This window comes from Bacillus salitolerans, from assembly GCF_042680805.1.
Classification (GTDB): Bacteria; Bacillota; Bacilli; order Bacillales; family SA4; genus Bacillus_CJ; species Bacillus_CJ salitolerans.
Map to the genome: position 1 here is coordinate 68,272 of NZ_JBHUEM010000003.1, position 22,304 is coordinate 90,575.

Genomic DNA, 22,304 nt, shown 5'->3' on the forward strand with positions numbered 1-22,304 from the left:
ATCGGTCTAATGAAAAGATAATAGTGAAAGAAATTCCACTCATGGAATATTTTAGCTACAGTTTGCCAATACTGATTGTTAACAAACAACAGATATAAAGTGAGGGGTAATATATGTTGTATCTGCATGATGTATGGGTAAATTGGTTTGAAGGTGAAGAAAATGGCTACAATGTATGTCATTTCCATGAATGGCGAAAAGATGATAGTGTTGAGCTATTGGACCAAGTCCCACTAATAAAGATCGATTCAACGTTGTTCCATTACATAGAGAACGATTTAATGGAATTACCCGGACAACTTCTAAATGATGTTTTTCAAAAATCGTACTTACGAAAAAATCATGAGCGTATACAACTCGATTATTGTTTTGTCGTAACTGATGGTACCGGAATATTGGCGGTAGACACAATCGGATATAATATTCCGATTCGTAAGAGTCGATTAATTCCCAGACAAGAACAACTTGTCTATGATATGGTATCTGATCAAGCACCTACTCCGTATAAATTTCAGCAGTCAGATAAACTTCATGCAAGCAAGGAGTATCATATTTTATCGCCATCACCAGTTTTTATGAGTGGATTGACTCGTAAGGAGAGACAATTAAAGCAACTTCTTTTCATGGCGTTAGACCAGCTTTATTCCACAAAAAATGTAGCTGAAATTAGATATTGGTACACAGATTGGGATCCAGCTAAATATAAAGAAATCCAGCATATGAACTTTGAAGAAGCTTGGAAAGGTTTATATGAAGAAATACAATATGGCTGGAGTAAACGACATGTTGATTTCTGTGAAAATTTAATAAAAGGACAACCATTCTTTGAAAAATTATGGGAGTTAGAGCAAGAAACTCGTGTGAATTAATAAAGGAGCCAATTATTGGCTCCTTTATTATTATTTTTCTTCAACTTTGAAGCGTTTAACTGACTCATTCAGTTGTTCTGCCATTGATAGTAATGATTCAATATTAGTGATTACACCGTTCATATTATCCGTAGCTTGTATAGATGATGCGGCAACTTCTTCAGTTGATGAACTTGCTTGAACTGCGTAAGACAATCCTTCTCTAGAGTGATCTTGAATACTCGTAATGTATTCCTTCTGTTCAATTAGTAATTGATCCATCGTACCAACTGATTGAAGAACCTTATCCATTGAATGAACGATTTCAGTTAGAGCATCTTTTGCCAACTCTGCCGAATTACTTTCTTCTTTCGCTTTCTCAATGCTACTCATCATCTTATTCCCTACAACTTCAATAGATCCAAGGATTAGTTTAATAATCGTTTCAATTTCTACAGTTGCTTTATTACTTTCTACAGCAAGCTTTCTCACTTCATCGGCAACAACGGCAAACCCTTTTCCATGCTCTCCAGCACGTGCTGCTTCAATACTAGCATTTAAGGCTAGTAAATTTGTTTGGCTTGCAATTTCATTAGAGCGTTCGATGATTTTTCTAATCTGTCTTGTTTGATTTTCAAGATTTTTTACTTCATTAGAAGAATCAGATGTAGCTTCTGCTAAGCTATGAACTCCAGCAATTAACTTTTCCAGTATTTTTTGATTAGAGTAAATACTATCTTGTGTTTGTTTTGCTGTATCTATCACAGTATGACTTTGTTCTTCTAAGTGAGCGGCTACACCCATAAACTGATTCACTTTTTCATCTGTTTCCTGACTGATTGCTGCTTGTTGTTCTGCACCCTTTGCAACTTCGTCAATAGCTGCTGTAATTTGTTCTGATGTAGCGGCAGCTTCCTTAGCGGCTTCTCTTAAATCGTAAGATGTTTTAAAGGTTGTTTGTGAAGCATCCTGTGTATTCTTAACGATACTTTGGAGATTATCAATCATTTCGTCAAAAGAGGTAGCTAGCTCACCAACTTCATCTTTTCTTTTTAATGAGATGCGCTTTGTCAAATCACCTTGTGCAACTTCTTTTGTAATAGCGATTAGCTGCTTTAAAGGTGCAACAATTCGTTGTGAGAAGATAAAGCTAAATATTCCGATCCCAATTACTGAAAGAACGATTACTATAAGGATAATTCGCTGAATCTTGGTTATTGAACTAAATGCTACATCAACTGGTGTTTCAACAAAAATGGCTAAACCTAGATCATTGTTATAAAAATAGGAAGTAACTTGATCTTCTCCAATTTCATTAGCGTACGTACCATTTCCAGGTAACGTAGGAGTTTCTTGGAAATTTGTATTTTCAATTTCTTTCATAAAATGTTGGATACCTTTGTGGTTAGATAAAGGAGTAATGCTCCCATCAGAGTCCTTAAAATTTTTCACCCATTCAAGATCGTCAGCTGCCACAACGTATCCTTCTTTTGACACAAGGAACATTCTTTGGTTAGCATTTTCACTAGCTTCTCCTCTAGTTTCTTTCCAAATCGTGAATGTATCTAAATATGTACCAATAATTCCAATTGGCCTATTTAATAAATCCGTAACAGGTGCTGCTACTTCAATTGAAAAGCTAGGACCACCCATATTACTTGTTTGAACAGCTAATGGACCGACATAATGAGAACCTGATTGGGTTTCAGTAAATGCGAGATCATTCGTTCGATCACTTAATACAGTTGAATAACCTTTCCTCATAACCTCCTTGCCATCTACATCAATGTGGTAAATATCAAGGAATTTCGTATTAGAACCTCTCATCTTAGAGTAACCGTCACTAATCGCTGTAACCTCTTGGTTAACAAGAATATCAGCCATTAAGTTTAGTTCTTCCACAGTAGTATTTACATAGTTTTCAATCGTTTTCATTTGTGTTTGTGCCATAGATAAGGACTGATCTTCGATAGATTTTTCCATATTTGATCCAATAATAGGTGTAATAATAACACTTAACACAATACCGAAAACAATAAGAGATGAAATAAACGCAAGATTAAGCTTAAAGCTAATCCCATTCACGTTTACTTTCAATCGTTTACCTTGCTTCTTTTGACCTTGTCTCTTCTTAATGTTCTTAAATAAAGTAAACGGCTTTTTCTCTTTCTCAAATTTAATCTTCTTTGGTTTTCGAGGAAAAAGTTTTTTCAACCTTTGCACTAGAAGCCCCCCTTGATGGCAAAATATTAAAACTATTATAGCATGAATGATAGTAGAAAGGTTCTAATTTTTTTTACAGATCATAGGATACTAGAATGACAGTTGTTAAAATCCGAATAGTCTTTACGAAAAGTATATAATATAGAAGAAAAGTGGAACTAATCAAAAAAAAGCGCACCGATTCCGGTGCACCTTTTACCTTTTTCTACCAAGTCCCATAGCGTTTTCAATTTTGCGCAGCATTTTATTTGCCACGATGGTTGCTTTTTCAGCTCCTTGATCTAAATAGTCATCCAGTTTTGCTGAATCAATTAACTGATAGTACTTCTCTTGAATAGGCATTAACGCATCTATCACTACGTTTGCCACACTAGCTTTAAATTCACCATAACCCTTTCCATCAAATTCTTTCTCTAGTTGTTTGATAGGTTTTCCAGATAGAACAGACATAATAGTTAAGAGATTTGAAACGCCTGGTTTATTTTCCTTATCGAAAGAAACAATTCCTTCAGAGTCCGTCACAGCACTTTTAATTTTTTTCTCGATTTGTTTATGATCGTCTAAAATAAATATTGTAGCTTTTTTATTTTCATCAGACTTACTCATTTTTTTCGTAGGCTCTTGAAGTGACATGATCCTTGCACCAACCTCTGAGATTCTGGGCTCAGGAATTGTAAAGATGTCGTTATACTTTTTGTTAAAGCGATCAGCTAAATCTCTTGTTAATTCAAGGTGTTGTTTCTGATCATCTCCAACTGGAACAATATCTGTATTATATAGGAGAATATCAGCTGCCATTAAAGGAGGATATGTGAATAAAGCTGCTGAAACTCCTTCTTTTCCATGTGATTTATCTTTAAATTGTGTCATTCTTTCTAATTCTCCGATATAAGAAATACATTGCATAATCCATCCACCTTGCGCATGTGCAGCAACTTCTGATTGAATAAATAAGGTGGATTTATTAGGATCGATACCTGCTGCAATATAAAGAGCAGCTAAACTCTTTATATTTTTTCTAAGCTCTGATCGATCCTGTGGTACGGTAATAGCATGCTGGTCCACGATACAGAAATAACATTTGTATTCGTCTTGTAGTGGTGGGAAATGTCTCAATGCTCCTAAGTAATTCCCCAGTGTCAATGATCCACTAGGCTGTATGCCTGAAAATATTGTTTTCATGTTAAATACCTCCTAAAAAATTTAAGAAACTAAAAAAAGGCCATTCATCCCATAAAGATAGGGACGAATGACCGTGGTGCCACCCTAATTAATTCACATCATACGTGAATTCACTTAGCTACCATACTAACATATGGTATCCAATGTAACGTTTGGAAAACGTTAAAGCCTACTAAGCGAAACGGCTGTTCGGTCTAAATGCTCAAAAGCCCATTCTATATTGCGATCATACCTGTTTCCAGCATCTCAGGCTCTCTGAAAAGATCTGACAATATGTACTATCTTCATCATTGCATAACACTGTAAATTTTTTCTTATTATAGTAAATATACATGACAAAATCAAGCGCTTAAATAAAAAATCGTTAACAATATCAGCATTAATAATAACGTCATTATACTTGATAGAAATAATGGTTTTAACATGGGATAGTTTAATTGAGAGGGCAATGCCATCTGATCTAGATCATTTCCTAATTGTTGACCTGTTTTTGAGAATAATTTGTAAAAACGTCTGAAACTATATGTCATTGTATCAAAAAAGCCGCTTCTTAATATATAGAATGCACCACTTAAAATGAATAGCAGTAACCCAACCATGAATAATCCATTAATTAAAGATAGAATCGTAATTTCTTTATAATAGAAGTAAGAGAATAAGATTGCTACTAGAATTGAGATGATAAATGATATAGTGATGGCTTTATACTCCTTAGTTTTGTACATAGGTACCTCCTAAAATATGCATATTTCTACTGGATTTAACTATTTCTTAATTTATCTGAAAAATTATTTATTAATAAAATGTGTATATAAACACAAAGCTAATAATATAAGAAGGACGAAAAACTATCAACTAAATACGAAAATAGAAAATAAAAATACATATCTAAACATAAATAAGCAAATTTTGGATGGTTAGATAAAATTAAATACATTACATATAATAGTTCTAAAGACCTATTTTTTGTAATGAAAACGTAAATATATTAAGGGAATCTGTTAACAATGTAAAAAAAATAAATGCAAAATAGTTAGAAAACTTGTATAATGTTTTTTGTAGATGCAAAACATCTATTAGGAAAAGGAAATTTATTTTAAGGGGAGGTTACCTATCCATGAGAAATTCAAAATGGATGATGTTACTAGTACTATCACTAGTACTAAGCTTGTTCCTTGCTGCTTGTGGTGGCGGAAAGACAGATGATGCTACTAAGGGCGACACAGGTTCAAAAGATGACAATGGTACAAATGAAGAAAAACCAGCAGCTGAGCAAGTATTAAACGTACTTGAGTCAGCAGAAATCCCAACAATGGATTCTGTACAAGGAACAGACGCTGTTGCTTTTAACGTAATGAACCAAGTTTTTGAAGGTCTATACAGACTTGGAGAAAACAACCAACCAGTTCCTGGTATGGCTGAAAGCCATGAAGTTAGCGAAGATGGATTAGTTTACACGTTCAAGCTTCGTGACGCACAGTGGTCTAACGGTACGCCAGTTACTGCTAATGATTTCGTATACTCATGGCAAAAAGCAGTTGATCCTGCAAGTGCTTCTCAATACGCTTTCATCTTAGGTGATATTAAGAACGCGAACAAGATTAACGCTGGTGAAATTACAGACTTAAACGAACTAGGAGTAAAAGCTCTTGATGAAAAAACTCTTGAGGTTACTCTAGAGCAACCAGTTCCTTATTTCCTATCTTTAACAACTTTCGCAACATTCTTACCACAAAACCAAGAGTTCCGTGAGTCTCAAGGTGCAAACTATGGTTTAGAAGTTGAAAACCTAATCTATAATGGTCCATTCACGTTAACTGAGTGGAAGCATGAAGAAGGTTGGGTAATGACTAAGAACGAAAACTACTGGGAGAAGGACGTAGTTCAACTTTCAAAGGTTAACGTTAAAGTAGTAAAAGATACAGCTACTGCTGTAAGTTTATATGAAACTGGTCAAATCGACCGTGTAGGTTTATCTGCTGAATTCGTTGATAAGTATAAGGCTGACCCTAACTTCTCAACATTAGGTGAGCCAACATTATTCTACTTCAAGTTTAACCAATCTAGAGGTGGAGCATTAGCTAATGTTGATGTTCGTAAAGCGATCTCTATGGCAATCGACAAGCAAGGTCTTGCTGATGTAATTCTTAATAACGGTTCAATCCCAGCATACTATGCTGTACCAGCAGAATTTGTAACACACCCAGAAACTGGTGAAGATTTCCGTGCGAAGCATGGTGACTTCAACACTTACGATGTAGCAAAAGCACAAGAACACTGGCAAGCAGCACTAGCAGCTCTAGGAACTGACACAGTTGAGTTAGAAATCCTAGGTGGAGACACTGAAACAGCTGTTAAGATGCAAGAATATTTCAAGAACCAATTAGAAACAAACCTTCAAGGTTTAAAAATCAAACTATTAAACGTACCATTTAAGCAACGTTTAGAGCTTGATGAAAAAATGGAATACGATTTACAATTCGCAGGTTGGGGTCCAGACTACCTTGATGCAATGACATTTGCGGATCTATGGGTAACTGGTGGTGGTCACAACATGATGGGTTATTCAAATCCTAAGTATGACCAACTAATTCAAGATGCAAAAACAACTCTTGCAGGTGACCCAGTAGCACGTTTCGAAGCAATGCAAGAAGCAGAGCGTATCCTTCTTGAGGAAGATGCTGCACTTGCACCACTATACCAACGTGGAGCTGCAAGATTAATTCAACCTTACGTAACTAACGTATTAGAGCATTCATTTGGACCTGATTTCAGCTACAAGTGGGCTTCTATTCAAAAGTAATATTTTGCAACAAGAACTGAAGGGGTTGAGAGTATGTGTAAGACATACTCTCTTTTCCCTTGTTAAAAAATTGTCGAACATTCTCGAATAGACTGACGATTCAGGCTAATTCACTTATACTTAGGAGGTGCACATATAATGACAAAGTATTTACTTCAACGTATTTTCTACATGGTTTTCACATTATTTATTATTGCCTCTGCTACTTTCTTCTTAATGAAGCTCATGCCGGGTACACCTCTTACCATGGAAGAAAAACTAACTCCAGAACAAAGAATTATTATTCTTGAGAAGTATGGTCTTAATGATCCGGTTCCTGTTCAATATGTAAAGTATATTGGCAATTTAGTGCAAGGGGACTTAGGGATTTCCTTCCAATTCGATAACCGTGGTGTAACTGGATTGATTCTTGACCGTATCGGACCATCTGCACATCTTGGATTCCAGGCTATGTTAATTGGTACTATTTTAGGAATCTTACTTGGTATTGTTTCAGCGGTTAATCAAAATGGTACACTTGACTATATCTCTACGATAGTTGCGGTATTTGGTATAGCAATTCCGTCTTTCGTATTTGCGGGACTTCTGCAATACTGGGTTGGGGTAAAATTAATGTGGTTCCCTGTTGCATTCTGGGATGGGCCAATGTACACCGTTTTACCAACAATTGCATTATTAATTGGACCACTCGCAGTATCTGCCCGTTTTATTAGAACTGAAATGATCGAAGTATTACACTCAGATTATATTGTTATGGCAAGAGCGAAAGGTGTTTCAAAAACAGCTGTTGTATTTAAACACGCACTAAGGAACTCATTAATTCCATTAATTACTGTAATCGGACCAATGGCTGTTAATATTATGACAGGTACCCTAGTTATTGAGAGGATTTTTTCAATACCTGGTTTAGGGGAGCAATTCGTACGTTCTATCAATACAAATGATTACCCTATGATCATGGGGACAACGATTTTCTTTGCAGGACTGTTTATCTTTATCGTATTCGTGGTTGACGTATTATACGGCATTATCGATCCACGTATTCGATTAGCTGGAGGTAAGAGCTAATGACTGTACAAAATGAAAAATTACCAAAAGAACTTTTTCAACCAGCTGAAGTTGATGTTACGAAAAGTGAAAAAATCGCAAAACCAAGTTTAACGTATTGGCAAGATGCTTGGTTACGTTTACGAAAGAATAAAGCAGCGATTGTAGGAATCTTCTTTATTTTCGTCATTATTTTCCTTTGTATTTTTGGACCAATGTTTAATCATCATGGAATTGACGACCAAAACCTTCGTCATGCAAAATTGCCACCAAAAGTGCCAGTTTTAGAGAATGTTAGCTGGCTTGGATTAAATGGTGTGGATACTATGGGGAATGACGCTTATGAAATGAAAGGCGTAGATGAGTACTATTGGTTTGGTACAGATGGTTTAGGACGTGACTTATGGACACGTACATGGGAAGGTACACGTATTTCCTTATACATTGCGTTAGTAGCTGCAGCCATCGATATGTTAATAGGGGTTGCCTATGGCGGAATCTCCGCATATTATGGTGGGCGTGTAGATAATGTCATGCAGCGTATAGTTGAAATTTTAGTAGGAATACCAAATCTAGTTGTTGTTATCTTAATGATTCTAATATTAGATCCTGGTTTAACTTCTATTATTATAGCGTTAACAATAACTGGATGGATCGGGATGTCCCGTATTGTCCGTGGACAGGTCTTGAAACTTAAAAATCAAGAGTTCGTATTGGCATCACGTACACTTGGTGCAATTGATAGCCGTATCTTAACAAAACACTTAATTCCTAACGTGGCTGGAGTTATCATTATTAACTCAATGTTTACAATCCCAGGAGCAATCTTTTTTGAAGCGTTCTTAAGCTTCATCGGTTTAGGATTACAGCCTCCATTATCTTCATTAGGTATTTTAATTGAGGATGGATATAAATCATTACAGACATACCCACATATGATGGCGTTTCCATCAATTATCATGTGCGTATTAATGATAGCGTTTAACTTGGTAGCTGACGGTCTTCGAGATGCATTAGATCCGAAGATGCGTGATTAAACAAGGTAGGTGAGAGAGAGATGGAAAAAGTACTAGAAGTTAAAGACTTGCAAATCGCCTTTGACACGTATGCTGGTGAAGTCAATGCTGTTCGTAGCGTAAGCTTTGACCTTTATAAGGGTGAAACACTGGCGATTGTAGGGGAATCTGGTTCAGGGAAATCAGTTACTTCAAAGTCTATTATGAAGCTAATTCCAACTCCACCAGGGAAATATAAAGGTGGACAAATATTATTTGATGGTAAAGACATCGTAAAATTAAATGAAAAGCAAATGCAGCAAATCCGTGGTTCTGAAATTTCGATGATTTTCCAAGATCCAATGACATCATTAAATCCTACGATGAAAATTGGGAATCAAATAATGGAAGGGATTATAAAACACCAAAAAATTAGTCGTGCAGCGGCAAAAGAACGTGCACTAGAACTTTTACGTCTAGTTGGGATTCCGCAACCTGAGGTTCGTCTAAAGCAATACCCGCACCAATTCTCTGGTGGTATGCGTCAACGTGTCGTAATCGCGATTGCCCTTGCTTGTAATCCAAAGATATTAATTGCTGACGAGCCAACAACAGCATTAGACGTAACCATCCAAGCACAAATCCTAGAATTAATGAAGGATCTGCAGCAAAAGACAGAGTCGTCCATTATCTTTATTACCCATGACCTTGGGGTTGTAGCAAACATGGCGGACCGTGTTGCCGTTATGTATGGTGGTAAAATTGTTGAAATCGGTAAAGCAGAAGAAATCTTCTATAATCCTAAACACCCATATACTTGGGGTCTGTTAAGCTCGATGCCAAGTTTAGAATCTGGCGACAGTGAATTATATGCAATTCCTGGTTCACCACCTGATTTATTAGATCCTCCAAAAGGGGATGCATTTGCAGCGCGTAACGAATTTGCGATGAAGATTGATTTAGAAAAGGAACCTCCAATGTTTAAAGTATCTGATACTCACTATGCAGCAACTTGGTTATTACACCCTGATGCTCCTAAAGTTGAGCCGCCAGCTACTGTACAACGTATGATGGAAAAGAGAAGACTCACTTCTTCAAAATCAGCAGTTGCGGTAAAGGAAGGTGACCGTAATGAGTAATCAAACGCTATTAGAAATCAAAAACCTTCAGCAGCATTTTAGACTTGGAAAAGGAAATACGCTGAAAGCTGTTGATGGTATTACTTTTGATATTAAAAAAGGTGAAACGTTTGGACTTGTTGGTGAATCTGGTTGTGGTAAATCTACAACAGGTAGAACGATTATTCGACTCTATGATGCTACTGGTGGAGAAGTAATTTATGATGGTGTGGACGTACACGGAAGAAAATCGAAAGCAGAGTTAAAGAAATTTAACCGCAAAATGCAAATGATTTTCCAAGATCCTTATGCATCATTAAATCCACGTATGACAGTGGCTGATATCATTGCTGAAGGTATCGACATTCACGGACTTGCGAAAAATAGAGAAGAGCGTATGTCGAAGGTTTATGAACTGCTTGAAACGGTTGGATTAAATAAAGAGCATGCGAACCGTTACCCACATGAATTCTCAGGTGGTCAGCGTCAACGTATCGGAATTGCTCGTGCTCTAGCAGTTGATCCAGATTTCATCATTGCTGATGAGCCGATTTCAGCTCTTGACGTATCCATTCAAGCGCAGGTTGTTAACCTATTAAAGAAATTACAAAAAGAAAAAGGCTTAACCTACCTGTTTATTGCCCATGACTTATCCATGGTAAAATACATTAGTGATCGGATCGCTGTAATGTACCGTGGGAAGATTGTAGAGCTTGCGACAAGTGAAGAGTTATACAATAATCCCGTTCACCCTTACACGCGTTCCTTATTATCTGCGATCCCACTTCCAGATCCAGATACAGAAAAAACAAGAAAACGTATCATGTATGATCCTGATCAACATAACTACGATGAAGAAGAACCGACAATGCGCGAAATCACACCAGGACACTTTGTATATTGTTCTGAATCTGAATTCAAGCAATACACATCAAAGGTATCAAAATAAAAGCAATTGGCTTATGCCAGTTGCTTTTTTCTGTAAGTTAAGAAAGTGAAAATTTTTGGTGTTTAGTTTATACAATGCCACTGCTAAATCAAGCCCCAGCGCCAGGCCAAGATGAAATGGCGACAATCTTTGCCATTCATCCTGCTCGAGGGAAAAAGAAAAATCACTTTTTCCTTGTTCAAATAACCAGTCATGAATAATAGGGAAAACCACCCTTTTTTCTTGAAAGAACATGTACTCTGCCTTAGGCAAAAACTGGCGCACTGACCCATTTGTTCATTCTAACTTTGAATGATGAGATAAAAATGAGTATCAAAACATCGCTTGAGGAAAGGACTCGGCGATGTATTTCTTCTATTTTAACTCGTTAAATTTCAAAAGCATTTTTTCTAAATGATCGTTTAATTTTTCCTTTTCTTCTTCTGTAATATTGATAAACTTAATTGAAGTATAACTTTCTGTTTTATGGGTGATTTCTCCAATAAGAAAAAATGCATTGTTCGTAATCGGAAAGCCTATTTCAATTTGGACGATTGAATGTGTTACTGAAAGCTCTGAATTAGAAATTCTGACTCCCCCAGCACTAATATCCAACAATTGAACTTTTGACCATTTGTCCATTTTTTCAGTTGGTTTAAAGGCACGAATTGAGATTAAAGCAATACTACTTATTAAATTTTGGATAGAATAACGTCTGTATTGTCGTTTATTATTTTGAAGGATGTTAGTTTTTGGAGTGATAAAGAAGTAAATTTCATCACCAAATTGTGAAACACTATGTAATGTACCTTCAAGAATAAAATGTCTGTGTTTCATCTTCAATTAAGATTCTAAGTGAACCTTCCTTGATATTATTATTCTTTGGTATGGGAGTGAGCATTTGAAAAACAAGCTTATTGTTGCTTATTTTTTTAACTCTAGATAAGTATGAGGTATTTGACCCAATATGCGTAATCGTTGATATTTTTGTTAGTAAACGCTCACATTCATTCATTGTTATACCTCCGTAATAATAATTGATAGTAAATTAAATGTATAAAAAAAATGCATGAATATAGCTTTCCTTTTCATAAGTATAGAAAGAAGAAGCTTTGTTTTTAAACCGTATTGTCACAAAGTGTTATTATCCTTTCACATGATAAGCAGAAGTTTAAAATTTGTGTCAAAAAATGCTTCTTCTAGTCGGATTTTGTCTTATAATAAGAGTAACAATATAGATAGGAGACTGCAATAATGGGGAAATTTATCAAGACATCATTAGTAGCAATTATTATAAGTGGGTTACTATTTTCTGGAGTAACTTATGCTGAGAAGGTTGAAACAACAACAGTTCAGAATCACATTCACAAAGAAATATCATTAGAAAAGCGTGAATTACCAGAAAGGATTGCAAGATTTACTTTTGATTCAGGCTTAACATTCGAGTATCCGGATGCTATAAGAGGAGTGTATGTTACTGGGCATTCAACTGGAGGCAGCCGTTTTGAGAAGTTAGTGCACTTGATGGACACTACTGAGCTTAACGCAATGGTTATCGACATAAAAGATGACTGGGGAAATATCACGTATGTACCAGAAGAAACATCGCCTCTACATTCAATTGGAAAACCATATATAAAGAATGTGCGAGAAAAACTAGAAGTATTAGAAGAACATAAAATTTATCCAATTGCCCGCGTTGTTGTATTTAAGGACAGTGTGTGGTCAAAGGAAAGACCAGATTTATCCTTTACAGAGAATGGGCAAGTATGGAAAAATGGACGTGATGAATCTTTTGTTAATCCATTTTTAAAGGAAGTATGGGATCATAATGTGGCAATTGCGATTGAGGCCGCAAAGCTTGGTTTCCAGGAGATACAGTTTGATTATGTCCGTTTTCCAGAGGGTTTTGAAAAGAGAGACGAGGTCTTAACCTATAACATGGGAGAATATAAGAATGCAGAATTGGACAATGTTCAAAAGCGAGTCCAAGCTGTTACAGACTTTGTCAAATATGCGAAAGAGCAACTGGAACCTTACGGTGTGAAGGTTTCTGTAGATATTTTTGGCTACACGGCTACTCTACCGGAAGCTCCAGGGATAGGTCAAAATTTCTCCAAAATCTCAGAACATGTTGATGTGATTTCGTCCATGATCTATCCAAGTCACTGGACAGCCTACTTCGGTATTTCAAAGCCTGATTTAGAGCCATATCGATTAGTTTCTGAATATGCAAAGGTGGAAAATAAAAAGCTAAGTGAATTAGCAAATCCTCCAATCTCGAGACCTTGGATTCAAGATTTTACGGCATCTTATTTAGGAAAAGGTAATTACATTAAATACGGAAAAGCAGAGGTAGAGGCACAAATTAAAGCACTTAATGAAAATGGTATTAAAGAATTTTTACTGTGGAACGCAGGGAACACGTACACTGAAAGTGTTGATTATACCCCATTAAATTAATATAAAATAAGAACTACATCAAATTCCTATGTAGTTCTCAGACTGTAGACAAACTCCCTGTAATATCGAGTTTGCTACAGTCTTTTTATTTTAAACAAGGTGATCTTCGCTCCACGGCACTCGCTTTCCGCAGGTGGGCGGTGAGCCTCCTCGGCGTGAACGCCAGCGGGGTCTCACCGGTCCCACCTACTCCCGCAGGAGTCGAGTGCCATTCCGCTACAAAGATACAGACTTGTTTGGACAGATTTTCTATCGGATATTAAAAGAAGCAGCTGATAAAACGTCTTTGTTGATTCTTACACGTTAAGGCATGTGCTAATAGAAAAGAAAGTTGTAACGGAAAGAAAACTCGTGCTTATCGCATGGCAAAGTCCAGAAATGGTAAAAAAAAATTAGAGGTCTGAAAATAAACTTGAAAACACTTATTATACAAAAAAGGCATCCGAATGAGAGCAATTCGGATGCCTTTTATCGTCACTCTGAGAACTACATTCAATTACGATGTGGTTCTTTTTAAATCACTTATTTCTTTTCTTTCCACCAACTTGATTCCAGCCGTTTTGTGTTTGAGCAGAATGATTAAAGCTCTCTGGGTCTCCTTTTCCACCTCCAAAAACCTTTTCACCAATACCATTTGTAAGAACACCTAATATGGCTGTAATTCCTATCACTAAAAGAGCAACTAATGTAAAATCAACAATATATTCAAACATTATATGTACCTCCACCTCGTTCCTTTAAAAGGGAATAAGAATAATTCCCTCTATTATTATTGTATTAAATGTTTAGTGAAATGAAAAGAGGGGTAAAGTACTTTTAGATATATACTATCATAAATCGAGTTTTTTTGAAATATTTTGTGTTTATAGAATTCATTATGAAAAAGAGGAGAAGATTCATGAATTGGTATGAGAAACTCAGTCAATATTTTCCTGTGGAGGAAATGAAGTCAAAAGAACACATGGACGTATTGTTACAAGAAAGAGCTGATATTTATCATAAAGATGAGGGTCCTCATCATGTGTTAATGTATGCAGAGTTTGATGAGTTTATCTTCATTGATTATTTATTCGTATCAAAGGATGCACGCGGGCAAGGCCTTGGACATAAACTTCTCGAGAAGTTAAAAGCAAAGGGAAAACCAGTTATTCTTGAGGTTGAACCTGTTAATTATGAGGATACGGATACGGAGAAGAGGCTTAAATTTTATAAAAGAGAAGGGTTTGTGCATGCACATTCAATAGGTTATAGTAGACGTTCACTCGCAACAAAGGAGATAAATGAAATGGAGATTTTATACTGGTCACCAACTTCTGAAAATGAAGAAGCGATCTTTGAAGCAATGAAAAAAGCGTATGAAATGATCCATACGTATAAAGATAAACAAATATATGGAGAATCCTATCAAGATGTAGAGGAAGTATTAACATTTAAAGATGATCTCGATGATACAACCAATATATTAAAGGATATTTAAAGGGACCCCATGTTGGGTCCCTTTTTATACGTTATGAAAGTATAAGTTTCTGGTGTTAAGTTTGTTACGGCTAAGTCCAACTTCAGCTCCCAGTCAAGATGAAATGGCGACGAACTTTGCCATTTCATCCTAATCGAGGTCAAATAACCCTAAATGAGTATAAGGGAAAAAGCACGCTTTTTCTCATTTAGGAACTTTTGCTCTGCCTTAGCCTAAACGGGGCGCCATGAGCCTTTTGTTCAAGACTGCTCTGTTACCTGAACCTGTTTTTTCTTGTCAAATAGATAATAAACAACAGGGATTACGATCAAGGTGATCATAGTTGAAACACTCAATCCAAACACAATGACAATCGCCATAGGTTGCTGAATTTCAGTCCCCTCTCCAAACCCTAATGTTAGGGGGATGAGTCCTAATATGGTTGTTAATGATGTCATAAAAATCGGCCTTAGTCTTGTAGGTGCTGCCTGTAGTATTGCCTCCACTGTATCCATCCCACGTTTTTTTAATAAGTTAATCGTATCGACTAGCACTATTGCATTATTAACAACAATTCCAGCTAAAATGAGCATCCCAACAAGCGAACCTACGCCAAAGGGTTGGTTTGTTATGATCAATCCTACAATAATTCCTATAATAGTAAGTGGAATAGAGAACATGATAATAAATGGATACTTAAACGATTCAAATTGTCCTGCCATTACCATATAAACAAGAACAACCGCAAGAGAAAGAGCAAGTGATAATTTGAAAAATGCATCATTCATTTGCTCATCTTGTCCTCCAAACGTTATTTTATATTGGTTCGAAGGGAACACAATTTGATCACGAAGTGTATTCTCAATATCTTTTGTTACACTTCCTAAATCTCGATCTACGATGGATGCATTGATTGTGATTTCACGTAACCTGTTGGTTCTTGTAATTTGGCTCGGTCCTTGACTTCGCTCCACTTTTGCAATGGCATGTAATGGAACTTTTGCACCTATTGGAGATGATACTAATAGCTTAGACAAGTTTTCAACAGAGGAAGTATATGTTTCATCAACAACAAGCCTAATGTCTAGTTCACTTCCATCTCTAGCAAGGCGACTTGCAACGACTCCCTTTGTTGCATTAGTAATAACAGAAGCGATTTGCGCACTACCAATTCCATAATGACTTGCTCTTTCTCGGTCAATATTTACTGTGATTTGAGGGTTTCCTTTTGTGTAATTCGTACTTGGTTCCCTAACACCTTTAACATTTGAGATTAGTCTCATCGTATCATCAGCTAGTTGTTCAAGAACAGCAAGATTTGGCCCAGTTATTTTTAGAGAAATGGGATCAGCTGAGAATCCGGACTCACTAGCCGACACAGACACTTCAGCGTATGGTAAATCCTTTACTTTGGACCTAATTACTTCTGCAATTTCTTGATCGGAACGAGAACGTTCGCCTATAGGAACTAGCAAGATGGTATAATTTGCTTGATTTGTTTGTGTTCCTGTAGCTAATGAAAAATTATTACCTCCACCAACTGTGACGAAGGTTAAGTCAATTTCTTTTACATCAATAATCTGTTCATTTATTCTTTCAGTTACATTATACGTAGCATCTAGTGAGCTTCCTTCTGGTAGTTTCACTGACATGTTTATATAACTTTGATCTTGGGCAGGTAAATATTCTGTACCTATAAAGGGAATTCCAACCAAAGACACCAGTAAGATCGAAAATGTAATGACGACAACCTTTTTAGGGTGATTAAGCGCCTGTGTCAAAATGGATTTATAATGAACAATGAATGATGTATATCTTGGGTTAATTACTTTTTCCTTCGAATTAAGTTTTAAAAATTGAGATGAGAACAATGGAACGATAATCAAGGCAGTAAATAATGATGCAAACAAAGAAAACGATACAACAATAGCAAGCGGCTTAAATAATTGAGCTGCTAGACCTTCCACAAACACGATTGGTAAAAACACGATAATGGTCGTAAGAGTAGAGGCAATGATTGCCGGACCAACTTCCTTTGTTCCTAGAATGGATGCGTCTTTTTTATTGTATCCTTCCTGACGGAGCCTATATATATTCTCAAGTATAACGATGGCATTATCGACCATCATTCCTATTCCGAGCGCTAGTCCGCCCATTGTGATTAGATTTAGTGAATGTCCACTAAAATACATAAAAACAAAGGTTGTTACAATCGATATCGGTATAGAAAAACCAATTATTAACGTACTTCTAATATTTCGTAAAAATAAATACAGGACAAGAGCAGCCAATATACTCCCAATAATCATATTAGAGGTTACAGCAGATATAGATTGGTTTATAAATTTACTTTGATCAAATACTGTTTTAATTTCGATACCTTCCGGCAAATTCTTATGAAATGACTCTATTTCACGATGAATGGCTTCTGCAACTTGAACTGTATTTGTGCCAGATTGCTTCAATATTGATATACCTACACTTGGCTCACCATCTAAAAAGCTCAATTGCCCGACTGGCTTTAACGTTTCTTGAATGTGAACGAGCTCTTTTAACGGAACAATACCTTCTTTTGTAGGAATTGGAAGTGTTTCGATGTCATATATGGTTTCAAACTGACCTGTTATTCGAATAGGGAGTTGTTGATTTTGATCTAGTAGAGAACCTGCTGGGAGATTTATGTTCTCTGAACCAATCATTTGTTGTAAGTTTTCAAGCGTAACTCCATAGGAAGATAGATGAGTAGGATTTGCAATTAGCCTGATCTCCGGTTCAGTTCCTCCTTCGATAGTTACCGAGGCAATACCTTCCACGGAATCAAGAAGTGGTTTTATTTGATCCTCAGCTAACCGTTTTGCTTCTGTCATCTCATTACTTACATCTTTAACCGCAAGTTGAATGATCGGTAAATCACTAGGATCAAAACGAACGACTCGAGGTGATTGTACACCTGAAGGTAAATAATCCCGAACTACATCTAATTTTTCTCGCATTTTCAATGCAGCAAAATCCATATCAGTTCCCCAATTAAATGATACGACAATAAGAGCACCTCCATTTTGAGAGTAGGAGGTGATAGATTCAACATTAGGAATCGTACCCATTGCATTTTCAATAGGTTCTGCTAGTAACTTTTCAATTTCCTGTGGACCTGCCCCATCATAGGTTGCGGTTACAGCCGCAATAGGAAAGGTGAGATCAGGAAAGAGATCAACCGTCATATTTTTAACACTTACTCCCCCTAAAATAAGAAGAAGTAGAATGACCATTGACATGGCTACGGGACGTAATACTGAAAGTTTGGATAGGTTCATTGGACATCAACTCTCTTTATTGGATACATGTATGGAATCTCCATTTGTTAAGCGTTCCTTCCCCTCAACAATTACAAATTCTCCTTCTTTCAAACCAGAAGAAACTTGAACTACATCAGATTGTCTAATGCCAATTGTGATTTCTTTGCGTATGGCTACCCCTTCTTGAGCAACATAGACATACGGCCGATCTTCTTCAAACAGGATTGAATGAATAGGGATTACCAGTGTATCATTGACTGAATTCGTTATTACCGTGGCAGTGGCTTTCATACCGCCCTTTATATGCTGATCGGTATTTTCAATAGGAATTGTTACAGTAAATAAATTAGTTTCAGGATCAATGCTAGGTGAAATGGATTTTAATTCTCCCTTATAGATCTTATCTATTCCTGCAAAGGTAACATCGACAATCTCTCCTTGTTTCAGCTTTACCACATCAAAGCTATTTACATGGAAGGTTGCATTGATTTGATCTAGTTGGATCACAGTTACTAGTGGTATGCTTGGAGCAGCCGTCATTTGTTCTGTTACATTAATTGATGATACAACCCCATCAACAGGGGAAGTTATTTCAGTTTGTTCCACTAATCGCTTTGCTTGTTCTACGTTTTGTTTTGCCTGGGATAGTTGAGTTTCTAGTTGCATGATTGTACCTGACGGCGACTGCTGCATTTGATTTGTAAAAGTCGAGATCTCTGCCTGCTTTAATGTTATTTGTACTGAACTTTCAATGACTTGTTCGAGAGTTACATTTTCATTATCATTTTGAAGTTGCTGCAATAAGTCTCTTGTTTCTTCTAATGCATGTTTTACTTCATTTTGTAGATTGTTCAATTGAGTTAGTTGTTCAGTTGTAGGTAAAGCCTTTTTTGCCGCTGTAATTGCATCTTGTATCTTTGTAACGGCTTCTTTTGCCGCTTGCAGTTGCTTCTTCGCAGCTTCATCATTTAGTGATACTAGGATGTCTCCCTTGCTTACTTGCTCACCGACCTGTACATGAACACTTTTAACCTCAAAGGGTTGAATTGTGAAGAAAGGTATCTGAACATGAGGAATTGCAACTCCAGAGATATCAATCGATTCATTGATTGACTTCTTTTGAACGGAAGCTGTTGTCACGGGTGCTACTTCATTTCGTGAATTTTGTTTTGTAATTTCTTTCGTAGAGCAGCTACTTAATAAAAAGGAAAGTATAATTAGGAAGAAAAGTTTTTTTCTCAAGGATCTTCACCTCTAAAGATTAGGATGTCTAAAGATAAAATTAACATGTATGGTTTGAAAAAACCAAAAGTTAATCTGCTATTAGAATGAGAAACCTAAAAAATATAGCAAAATTGTGACAAACGTTGGTTTTCTGTTCAGTTTTTTTGGGTATAGAGTAAAATATCTGAAACTTTTTACGAGGTAGCTCGTCTTATATGTATACATATCATTTTTATGTTTGTTGGAAGGAGGACGACACTTCACCAATACGTCAAAAAAAGTCAAGAATATGCCCTATGTTTATTTTGTATTTTAGTTTATAATAATAATGTAAATATTTTAATTTTGTAGTTATTGTAATATAAGTATGAAAATCATTTTCAATAAGGAATTTATATAAAGGAGTGAAGTATAAATGGTTACATTATATACATCACCAAGTTGTACATCATGTCGTAAGGCAAAGTCATGGTTAGAGGAACACGAAATACCATATACAGAACGAAATATTCTATCTGAACCATTATCAATCCAGGAAATTAAAGAAATACTTCGAATGACAGAGGATGGTACGGATGAAATCATTTCAACTCGATCGAAAATTTTTCAAAAGTTGAATATTAATTTAGAATCTCTACCTCTTCAAGATTTATATTCACTTATTCAAAAGAATCCAGGTTTATTACGTAGACCGATTATCATTGATGAAAAGCGCTTGCAGGTTGGGTATAATGAAGATGAAATTAGAAGATTCTTACCAAGAAGAGTTAGAACCTTCCAACTTCGTGAAGCACAAAGACTTGTTAACTTATAGAAAAACTTCTACACATTTGTGTAGAAGTTTTTTTTATGCAGCTTTATTACGATTGAAGTACGTATTTCTAGAATATCCCGCGATCAAGACCAATATGATAATGACAATAGGAAGTGCTACCTTCATCATTTCATTTCCATGAAAGAAGTCAATCAACCGAGTTTCATGTGTAATCATTTTTCCAGCGGTAAACGCTAAAATACCTGCACCAACGTAAACTAAAGCAGTGAATCGTTCCATTAAGTAAAGAATTATTTTACTCCCCCAAATAATTATTGGGACTGAGACTAGTAAGCCAATTATCACTAAAAAGATGTTACCATGTGCAGCTCCAGCAACAGCAATGACATTATCAAAGCCCATGACAATATCTGCGAATACAATCGTCTTTACAGCAGCAGATAGAGTAACACCAGCTCTTATCTTTGAAGTATCATCTTCATCATCAACTAATAACTTATAAGCAATAAATATTAAAAGAACACCACCGACTAATTGGAGAAATGGGATTTTTAGTAAATATACAGCTAAAATCGTCAATAAAATCCGTACAACGATGGCTAATCCAGTTCCAAGAAAAATGGCTTTGTTCCTTTGTGATTCAGGTAAGTTCCTACTTGCTAATGCGATCACAATGGCATTATCTCCGCCTAGAACGATATCAATTCCAATAATTATGAAAAGTGCTGTCAAAAATTCTACATCCACGTTGAACACCCTTATCTTTTTTTTTTCATACACACTGCTAGTATTATTAGAAAACCAATAAGTAATGACAAATTCATTATCAAAAATAAGCCAAGACAAATCATAGTTACTAATGTAGAAAAAACAAGCCTATGGACTTACTAAATAGGCATATGTTTGTTTTTTGAGAAAAAGAAGTATTTTATTTCCCTAAATCATAAATTTATCATAAAATAGAAGTACAAGGTTTTATCTAAAACAGCACAAAATGCTAAAACTTAACACTCGATTTAGAAACTTTGTTATGTTACGATTGATGTTACATTAAAATGGGAACATTGTAATAAAAGAGCAAACCGCTCTGGGGGTTAGAAGTCCCTTCAATAGTTCAGAACAGAAGGGAGAGGTGAATAATGGAAATTGAACGCATTAACGAACATACGGTAAAGTTTTATATTACGTATGGTGATATTGAAGAACGAGGCTTTGATCGTGAAGAAATTTGGTACAATAGAGAGAGAAGTGAAGAACTTTTTTGGGAAATGATGGATGAAGTTCATAACCAAGAAGAGTTCTCTGTTGAAGGGCCACTATGGATTCAAGTTCAAGCTATGGAAAAAGGAATAGAAGTAGTGGTGACAAAGGCACAATTATCGAAGGACGGTCAAAAGTTCGAACTTCCATTAGCAGATGATAAAACCATGGACCTCCCAGTAGACGATAAAATTGAGTCATTGTTAGATCAACACTTCCATTCAAAACAAACCGATCACGAAATAATTGAAGTGGATGATATCGATGATTCCTTGCAGTTTATGCTTCGATTTAACGACTTTGAAGATGTCATTTCAATGAGTCATGCAGTAAAAATAACAGATATAGCCAATAGCTTATATTTATATGAAAATAAGTATTATTTATACGTGGAATTTATGGATGATGTGGAAGAAGAAGACCTTGATAATATTCTTAGTCTTATGCTTGAATTCGGAATTGAGAGTCAATTAACGATACACCGTTTATTGGAATATGGTAAAGAGATTGCCATTGAGGATGCATTAGGTGTAATTAGAAAGCATTTTCCACTAAGAAAATAAACGAAACTATTTCGCTATTCATTCAAAGTGAACATAACTGGGCAAAAGTTCTATTGTCAACTTTAAGCATAAATAGTAAAACCGGTTCCATTAGTAGGAATCGGTTTTTTAGATAACAGGTAA

Annotated in this window: 19 protein-coding genes, 1 pseudogene and 1 other annotated feature; of the genes and pseudogenes, 10 read left to right on the forward strand and 10 right to left on the reverse strand. The window is 36.0% G+C overall.

The window, feature by feature from the left end; translation table 11 throughout:
• Positions 1 to 113 precede the first annotated feature (113 nt).
• Entirely contained in the window at positions 114 to 869 is a 756-nt protein-coding gene (locus tag ACFSCX_RS01900) for a YjbA family protein (protein WP_377926410.1), read from the forward strand.
• A 30-nt stretch (positions 870 to 899) separates the two neighbouring features.
• Here the strand turns inward: ACFSCX_RS01900 and ACFSCX_RS01905 are convergent, their stop codons facing one another.
• The 4 genes and pseudogenes from ACFSCX_RS01905 to ACFSCX_RS01920 all read right to left on the reverse strand — a co-directional run bounded on the left by ACFSCX_RS01905 (position 900) and on the right by ACFSCX_RS01920 (position 4,978).
• Positions 900 to 1,856 carry a methyl-accepting chemotaxis protein gene (locus ACFSCX_RS01905; RefSeq protein WP_377927051.1) on the reverse strand — a complete coding sequence of 319 codons (957 nt, stop codon included), beginning with the start codon at positions 1,854 to 1,856 and terminating at the stop codon, positions 900 to 902.
• Positions 1,851 to 2,831: pseudogene (locus tag ACFSCX_RS01910) on the reverse strand (cache domain-containing sensor histidine kinase); the annotation flags it as partial. The gene ACFSCX_RS01905 and the pseudogene ACFSCX_RS01910, both read right to left, overlap by 6 nt.
• 435 nt (positions 2,832 to 3,266) lie before the next feature.
• The gene (gene trpS / locus ACFSCX_RS01915) at positions 3,267 to 4,253 is read right to left on the reverse strand and encodes a tryptophan--tRNA ligase (RefSeq protein WP_377926411.1); all 987 of its coding nucleotides are present in this window, start codon (positions 4,251 to 4,253) and stop codon (positions 3,267 to 3,269) included.
• Positions 4,254 to 4,309: 56 nt separating this feature from the next.
• Positions 4,310 to 4,553, reverse strand: a binding site (T-box leader).
• Positions 4,554 to 4,594: 41 nt separating this feature from the next.
• Complete coding sequence (locus ACFSCX_RS01920; RefSeq protein ID WP_377926412.1) at positions 4,595 to 4,978, reverse strand: DUF3899 domain-containing protein; 384 nt, start codon at positions 4,976 to 4,978, stop codon at positions 4,595 to 4,597.
• Between the two features lie 392 nt (positions 4,979 to 5,370).
• Here ACFSCX_RS01920 and ACFSCX_RS01925 point away from each other — a divergent pair, with 392 nt between their 5' ends.
• The 5 genes from ACFSCX_RS01925 to ACFSCX_RS01945 all read left to right on the forward strand — a co-directional run bounded on the left by ACFSCX_RS01925 (position 5,371) and on the right by ACFSCX_RS01945 (position 11,165).
• Positions 5,371 to 7,056 (forward strand): peptide ABC transporter substrate-binding protein, encoded by a 1,686-nt coding sequence (locus ACFSCX_RS01925; protein ID WP_377926413.1) that lies wholly within the window; start codon positions 5,371 to 5,373, stop codon positions 7,054 to 7,056.
• A gap of 138 nt (positions 7,057 to 7,194) precedes the next feature.
• Positions 7,195 to 8,124 (forward strand): oligopeptide ABC transporter permease, encoded by a 930-nt coding sequence (gene opp3b, locus ACFSCX_RS01930; protein WP_377926414.1) that lies wholly within the window; start codon positions 7,195 to 7,197, stop codon positions 8,122 to 8,124.
• Entirely contained in the window at positions 8,124 to 9,140 is a 1,017-nt protein-coding gene (opp3C, locus tag ACFSCX_RS01935) for an oligopeptide ABC transporter permease (protein WP_377926415.1), read from the forward strand. Before opp3b ends, opp3C begins: the two co-directional genes overlap by 1 nt.
• A gap of 20 nt (positions 9,141 to 9,160) precedes the next feature.
• A complete protein-coding gene (locus ACFSCX_RS01940; RefSeq protein ID WP_377926416.1) occupies positions 9,161 to 10,237 on the forward strand; it encodes an ABC transporter ATP-binding protein in 1,077 nt (358 codons plus the stop codon).
• Complete coding sequence (locus ACFSCX_RS01945; RefSeq protein ID WP_377926417.1) at positions 10,230 to 11,165, forward strand: ABC transporter ATP-binding protein; 936 nt, start codon at positions 10,230 to 10,232, stop codon at positions 11,163 to 11,165. The genes ACFSCX_RS01940 and ACFSCX_RS01945 overlap by 8 nt, the downstream gene beginning before the upstream one ends.
• Here the strand turns inward: ACFSCX_RS01945 and ACFSCX_RS01950 are convergent.
• Together ACFSCX_RS01950 and ACFSCX_RS01955 are read right to left on the reverse strand one after the other, a co-directional pair.
• Entirely contained in the window at positions 11,157 to 11,399 is a 243-nt protein-coding gene (locus ACFSCX_RS01950) for a hypothetical protein (RefSeq protein ID WP_377926418.1), read from the reverse strand. The two genes, ACFSCX_RS01945 and ACFSCX_RS01950, sit on opposite strands and share 9 nt — an antisense overlap.
• A 120-nt stretch (positions 11,400 to 11,519) precedes the next feature.
• Positions 11,520 to 11,981: a PilZ domain-containing protein gene (locus ACFSCX_RS01955; RefSeq protein ID WP_377926419.1), complete on the reverse strand. Its 462-nt coding sequence runs from the start codon at positions 11,979 to 11,981 to the stop codon at positions 11,520 to 11,522.
• Positions 11,982 to 12,398: 417 nt separating this feature from the next.
• On the opposite strand from ACFSCX_RS01955, the gene ACFSCX_RS01960 reads away from it, so the two are divergent.
• Positions 12,399 to 13,607 carry a putative glycoside hydrolase gene (locus tag ACFSCX_RS01960; protein ID WP_377926420.1) on the forward strand — a complete coding sequence of 403 codons (1,209 nt, stop codon included), beginning with the start codon at positions 12,399 to 12,401 and terminating at the stop codon, positions 13,605 to 13,607.
• 518 nt (positions 13,608 to 14,125) lie between these two features.
• On the opposite strand, the gene ACFSCX_RS01965 is transcribed toward ACFSCX_RS01960, so the two are convergent.
• A complete protein-coding gene (locus tag ACFSCX_RS01965; protein WP_377926421.1) occupies positions 14,126 to 14,320 on the reverse strand; it encodes a hypothetical protein in 195 nt (64 codons plus the stop codon).
• Positions 14,321 to 14,505: 185 nt separating this feature from the next.
• On the opposite strand from ACFSCX_RS01965, the gene ACFSCX_RS01970 reads away from it, so the two are divergent.
• A complete protein-coding gene (locus tag ACFSCX_RS01970; protein WP_377926422.1) occupies positions 14,506 to 15,084 on the forward strand; it encodes a GNAT family N-acetyltransferase in 579 nt (192 codons plus the stop codon).
• Positions 15,085 to 15,323: 239 nt separating this feature from the next.
• On the opposite strand, the gene ACFSCX_RS01975 is transcribed toward ACFSCX_RS01970, so the two are convergent.
• Together ACFSCX_RS01975 and ACFSCX_RS01980 are read right to left on the reverse strand one after the other, a co-directional pair.
• Complete coding sequence (locus tag ACFSCX_RS01975) at positions 15,324 to 18,377, reverse strand: efflux RND transporter permease subunit (RefSeq protein ID WP_377926423.1); 3,054 nt, start codon at positions 18,375 to 18,377, stop codon at positions 15,324 to 15,326.
• A 6-nt stretch (positions 18,378 to 18,383) separates the two neighbouring features.
• On the reverse strand, positions 18,384 to 19,601 hold the full coding sequence (locus ACFSCX_RS01980; protein WP_377926424.1) for an efflux RND transporter periplasmic adaptor subunit: 1,218 nt from the start codon (positions 19,599 to 19,601) through the stop codon (positions 18,384 to 18,386).
• A gap of 397 nt (positions 19,602 to 19,998) precedes the next feature.
• Between ACFSCX_RS01980 and spxA the strand changes: the two genes are divergently transcribed.
• Positions 19,999 to 20,397: a transcriptional regulator SpxA gene (gene spxA, locus ACFSCX_RS01985; protein WP_377926425.1), complete on the forward strand. Its 399-nt coding sequence runs from the start codon at positions 19,999 to 20,001 to the stop codon at positions 20,395 to 20,397.
• A gap of 33 nt (positions 20,398 to 20,430) precedes the next feature.
• Here the strand turns inward: spxA and ACFSCX_RS01990 are convergent, their stop codons facing one another.
• Positions 20,431 to 21,105 carry a TerC family protein gene (locus tag ACFSCX_RS01990; protein WP_377926426.1) on the reverse strand — a complete coding sequence of 225 codons (675 nt, stop codon included), beginning with the start codon at positions 21,103 to 21,105 and terminating at the stop codon, positions 20,431 to 20,433.
• Between the two features lie 392 nt (positions 21,106 to 21,497).
• Between ACFSCX_RS01990 and mecA the strand changes: the two genes are divergently transcribed.
• Positions 21,498 to 22,181 (forward strand): adaptor protein MecA, encoded by a 684-nt coding sequence (gene mecA / locus ACFSCX_RS01995; protein ID WP_377926427.1) that lies wholly within the window; start codon positions 21,498 to 21,500, stop codon positions 22,179 to 22,181.
• The last annotated feature ends 123 nt before the right edge of the window (positions 22,182 to 22,304 follow it).

Bases quoted from the DNA above. Each gene is read 5' to 3' on its own strand.
- ACFSCX_RS01900 (WP_377926410.1), top strand. From the start codon at position 114: ATGTTGTATCTGCATGATGTATGGGTAAATTGGTTTGAAGGTGAAGAA.
- ACFSCX_RS01905 (WP_377927051.1), bottom strand. From the start codon at position 1,856: ATGATTGATAATCTCCAAAGTATCGTTAAGAATACACAGGATGCTTCA.
- trpS (WP_377926411.1), bottom strand. From the start codon at position 4,253: ATGAAAACAATATTTTCAGGCATACAGCCTAGTGGATCATTGACACTG.
- ACFSCX_RS01920 (WP_377926412.1), bottom strand. From the start codon at position 4,978: ATGTACAAAACTAAGGAGTATAAAGCCATCACTATATCATTTATCATC.
- ACFSCX_RS01925 (WP_377926413.1), top strand. From the start codon at position 5,371: ATGAGAAATTCAAAATGGATGATGTTACTAGTACTATCACTAGTACTA.
- opp3b (WP_377926414.1), top strand. From the start codon at position 7,195: ATGACAAAGTATTTACTTCAACGTATTTTCTACATGGTTTTCACATTA.
- opp3C (WP_377926415.1), top strand. From the start codon at position 8,124: ATGACTGTACAAAATGAAAAATTACCAAAAGAACTTTTTCAACCAGCT.
- ACFSCX_RS01940 (WP_377926416.1), top strand. From the start codon at position 9,161: ATGGAAAAAGTACTAGAAGTTAAAGACTTGCAAATCGCCTTTGACACG.
- ACFSCX_RS01945 (WP_377926417.1), top strand. From the start codon at position 10,230: ATGAGTAATCAAACGCTATTAGAAATCAAAAACCTTCAGCAGCATTTT.
- ACFSCX_RS01950 (WP_377926418.1), bottom strand. From the start codon at position 11,399: ATGTTCTTTCAAGAAAAAAGGGTGGTTTTCCCTATTATTCATGACTGG.
- ACFSCX_RS01955 (WP_377926419.1), bottom strand. From the start codon at position 11,981: ATGAAACACAGACATTTTATTCTTGAAGGTACATTACATAGTGTTTCA.
- ACFSCX_RS01960 (WP_377926420.1), top strand. From the start codon at position 12,399: ATGGGGAAATTTATCAAGACATCATTAGTAGCAATTATTATAAGTGGG.
- ACFSCX_RS01965 (WP_377926421.1), bottom strand. From the start codon at position 14,320: ATGTTTGAATATATTGTTGATTTTACATTAGTTGCTCTTTTAGTGATA.
- ACFSCX_RS01970 (WP_377926422.1), top strand. From the start codon at position 14,506: ATGAATTGGTATGAGAAACTCAGTCAATATTTTCCTGTGGAGGAAATG.
- ACFSCX_RS01975 (WP_377926423.1), bottom strand. From the start codon at position 18,377: ATGAACCTATCCAAACTTTCAGTATTACGTCCCGTAGCCATGTCAATG.
- spxA (WP_377926425.1), top strand. From the start codon at position 19,999: ATGGTTACATTATATACATCACCAAGTTGTACATCATGTCGTAAGGCA.
- mecA (WP_377926427.1), top strand. From the start codon at position 21,498: ATGGAAATTGAACGCATTAACGAACATACGGTAAAGTTTTATATTACG.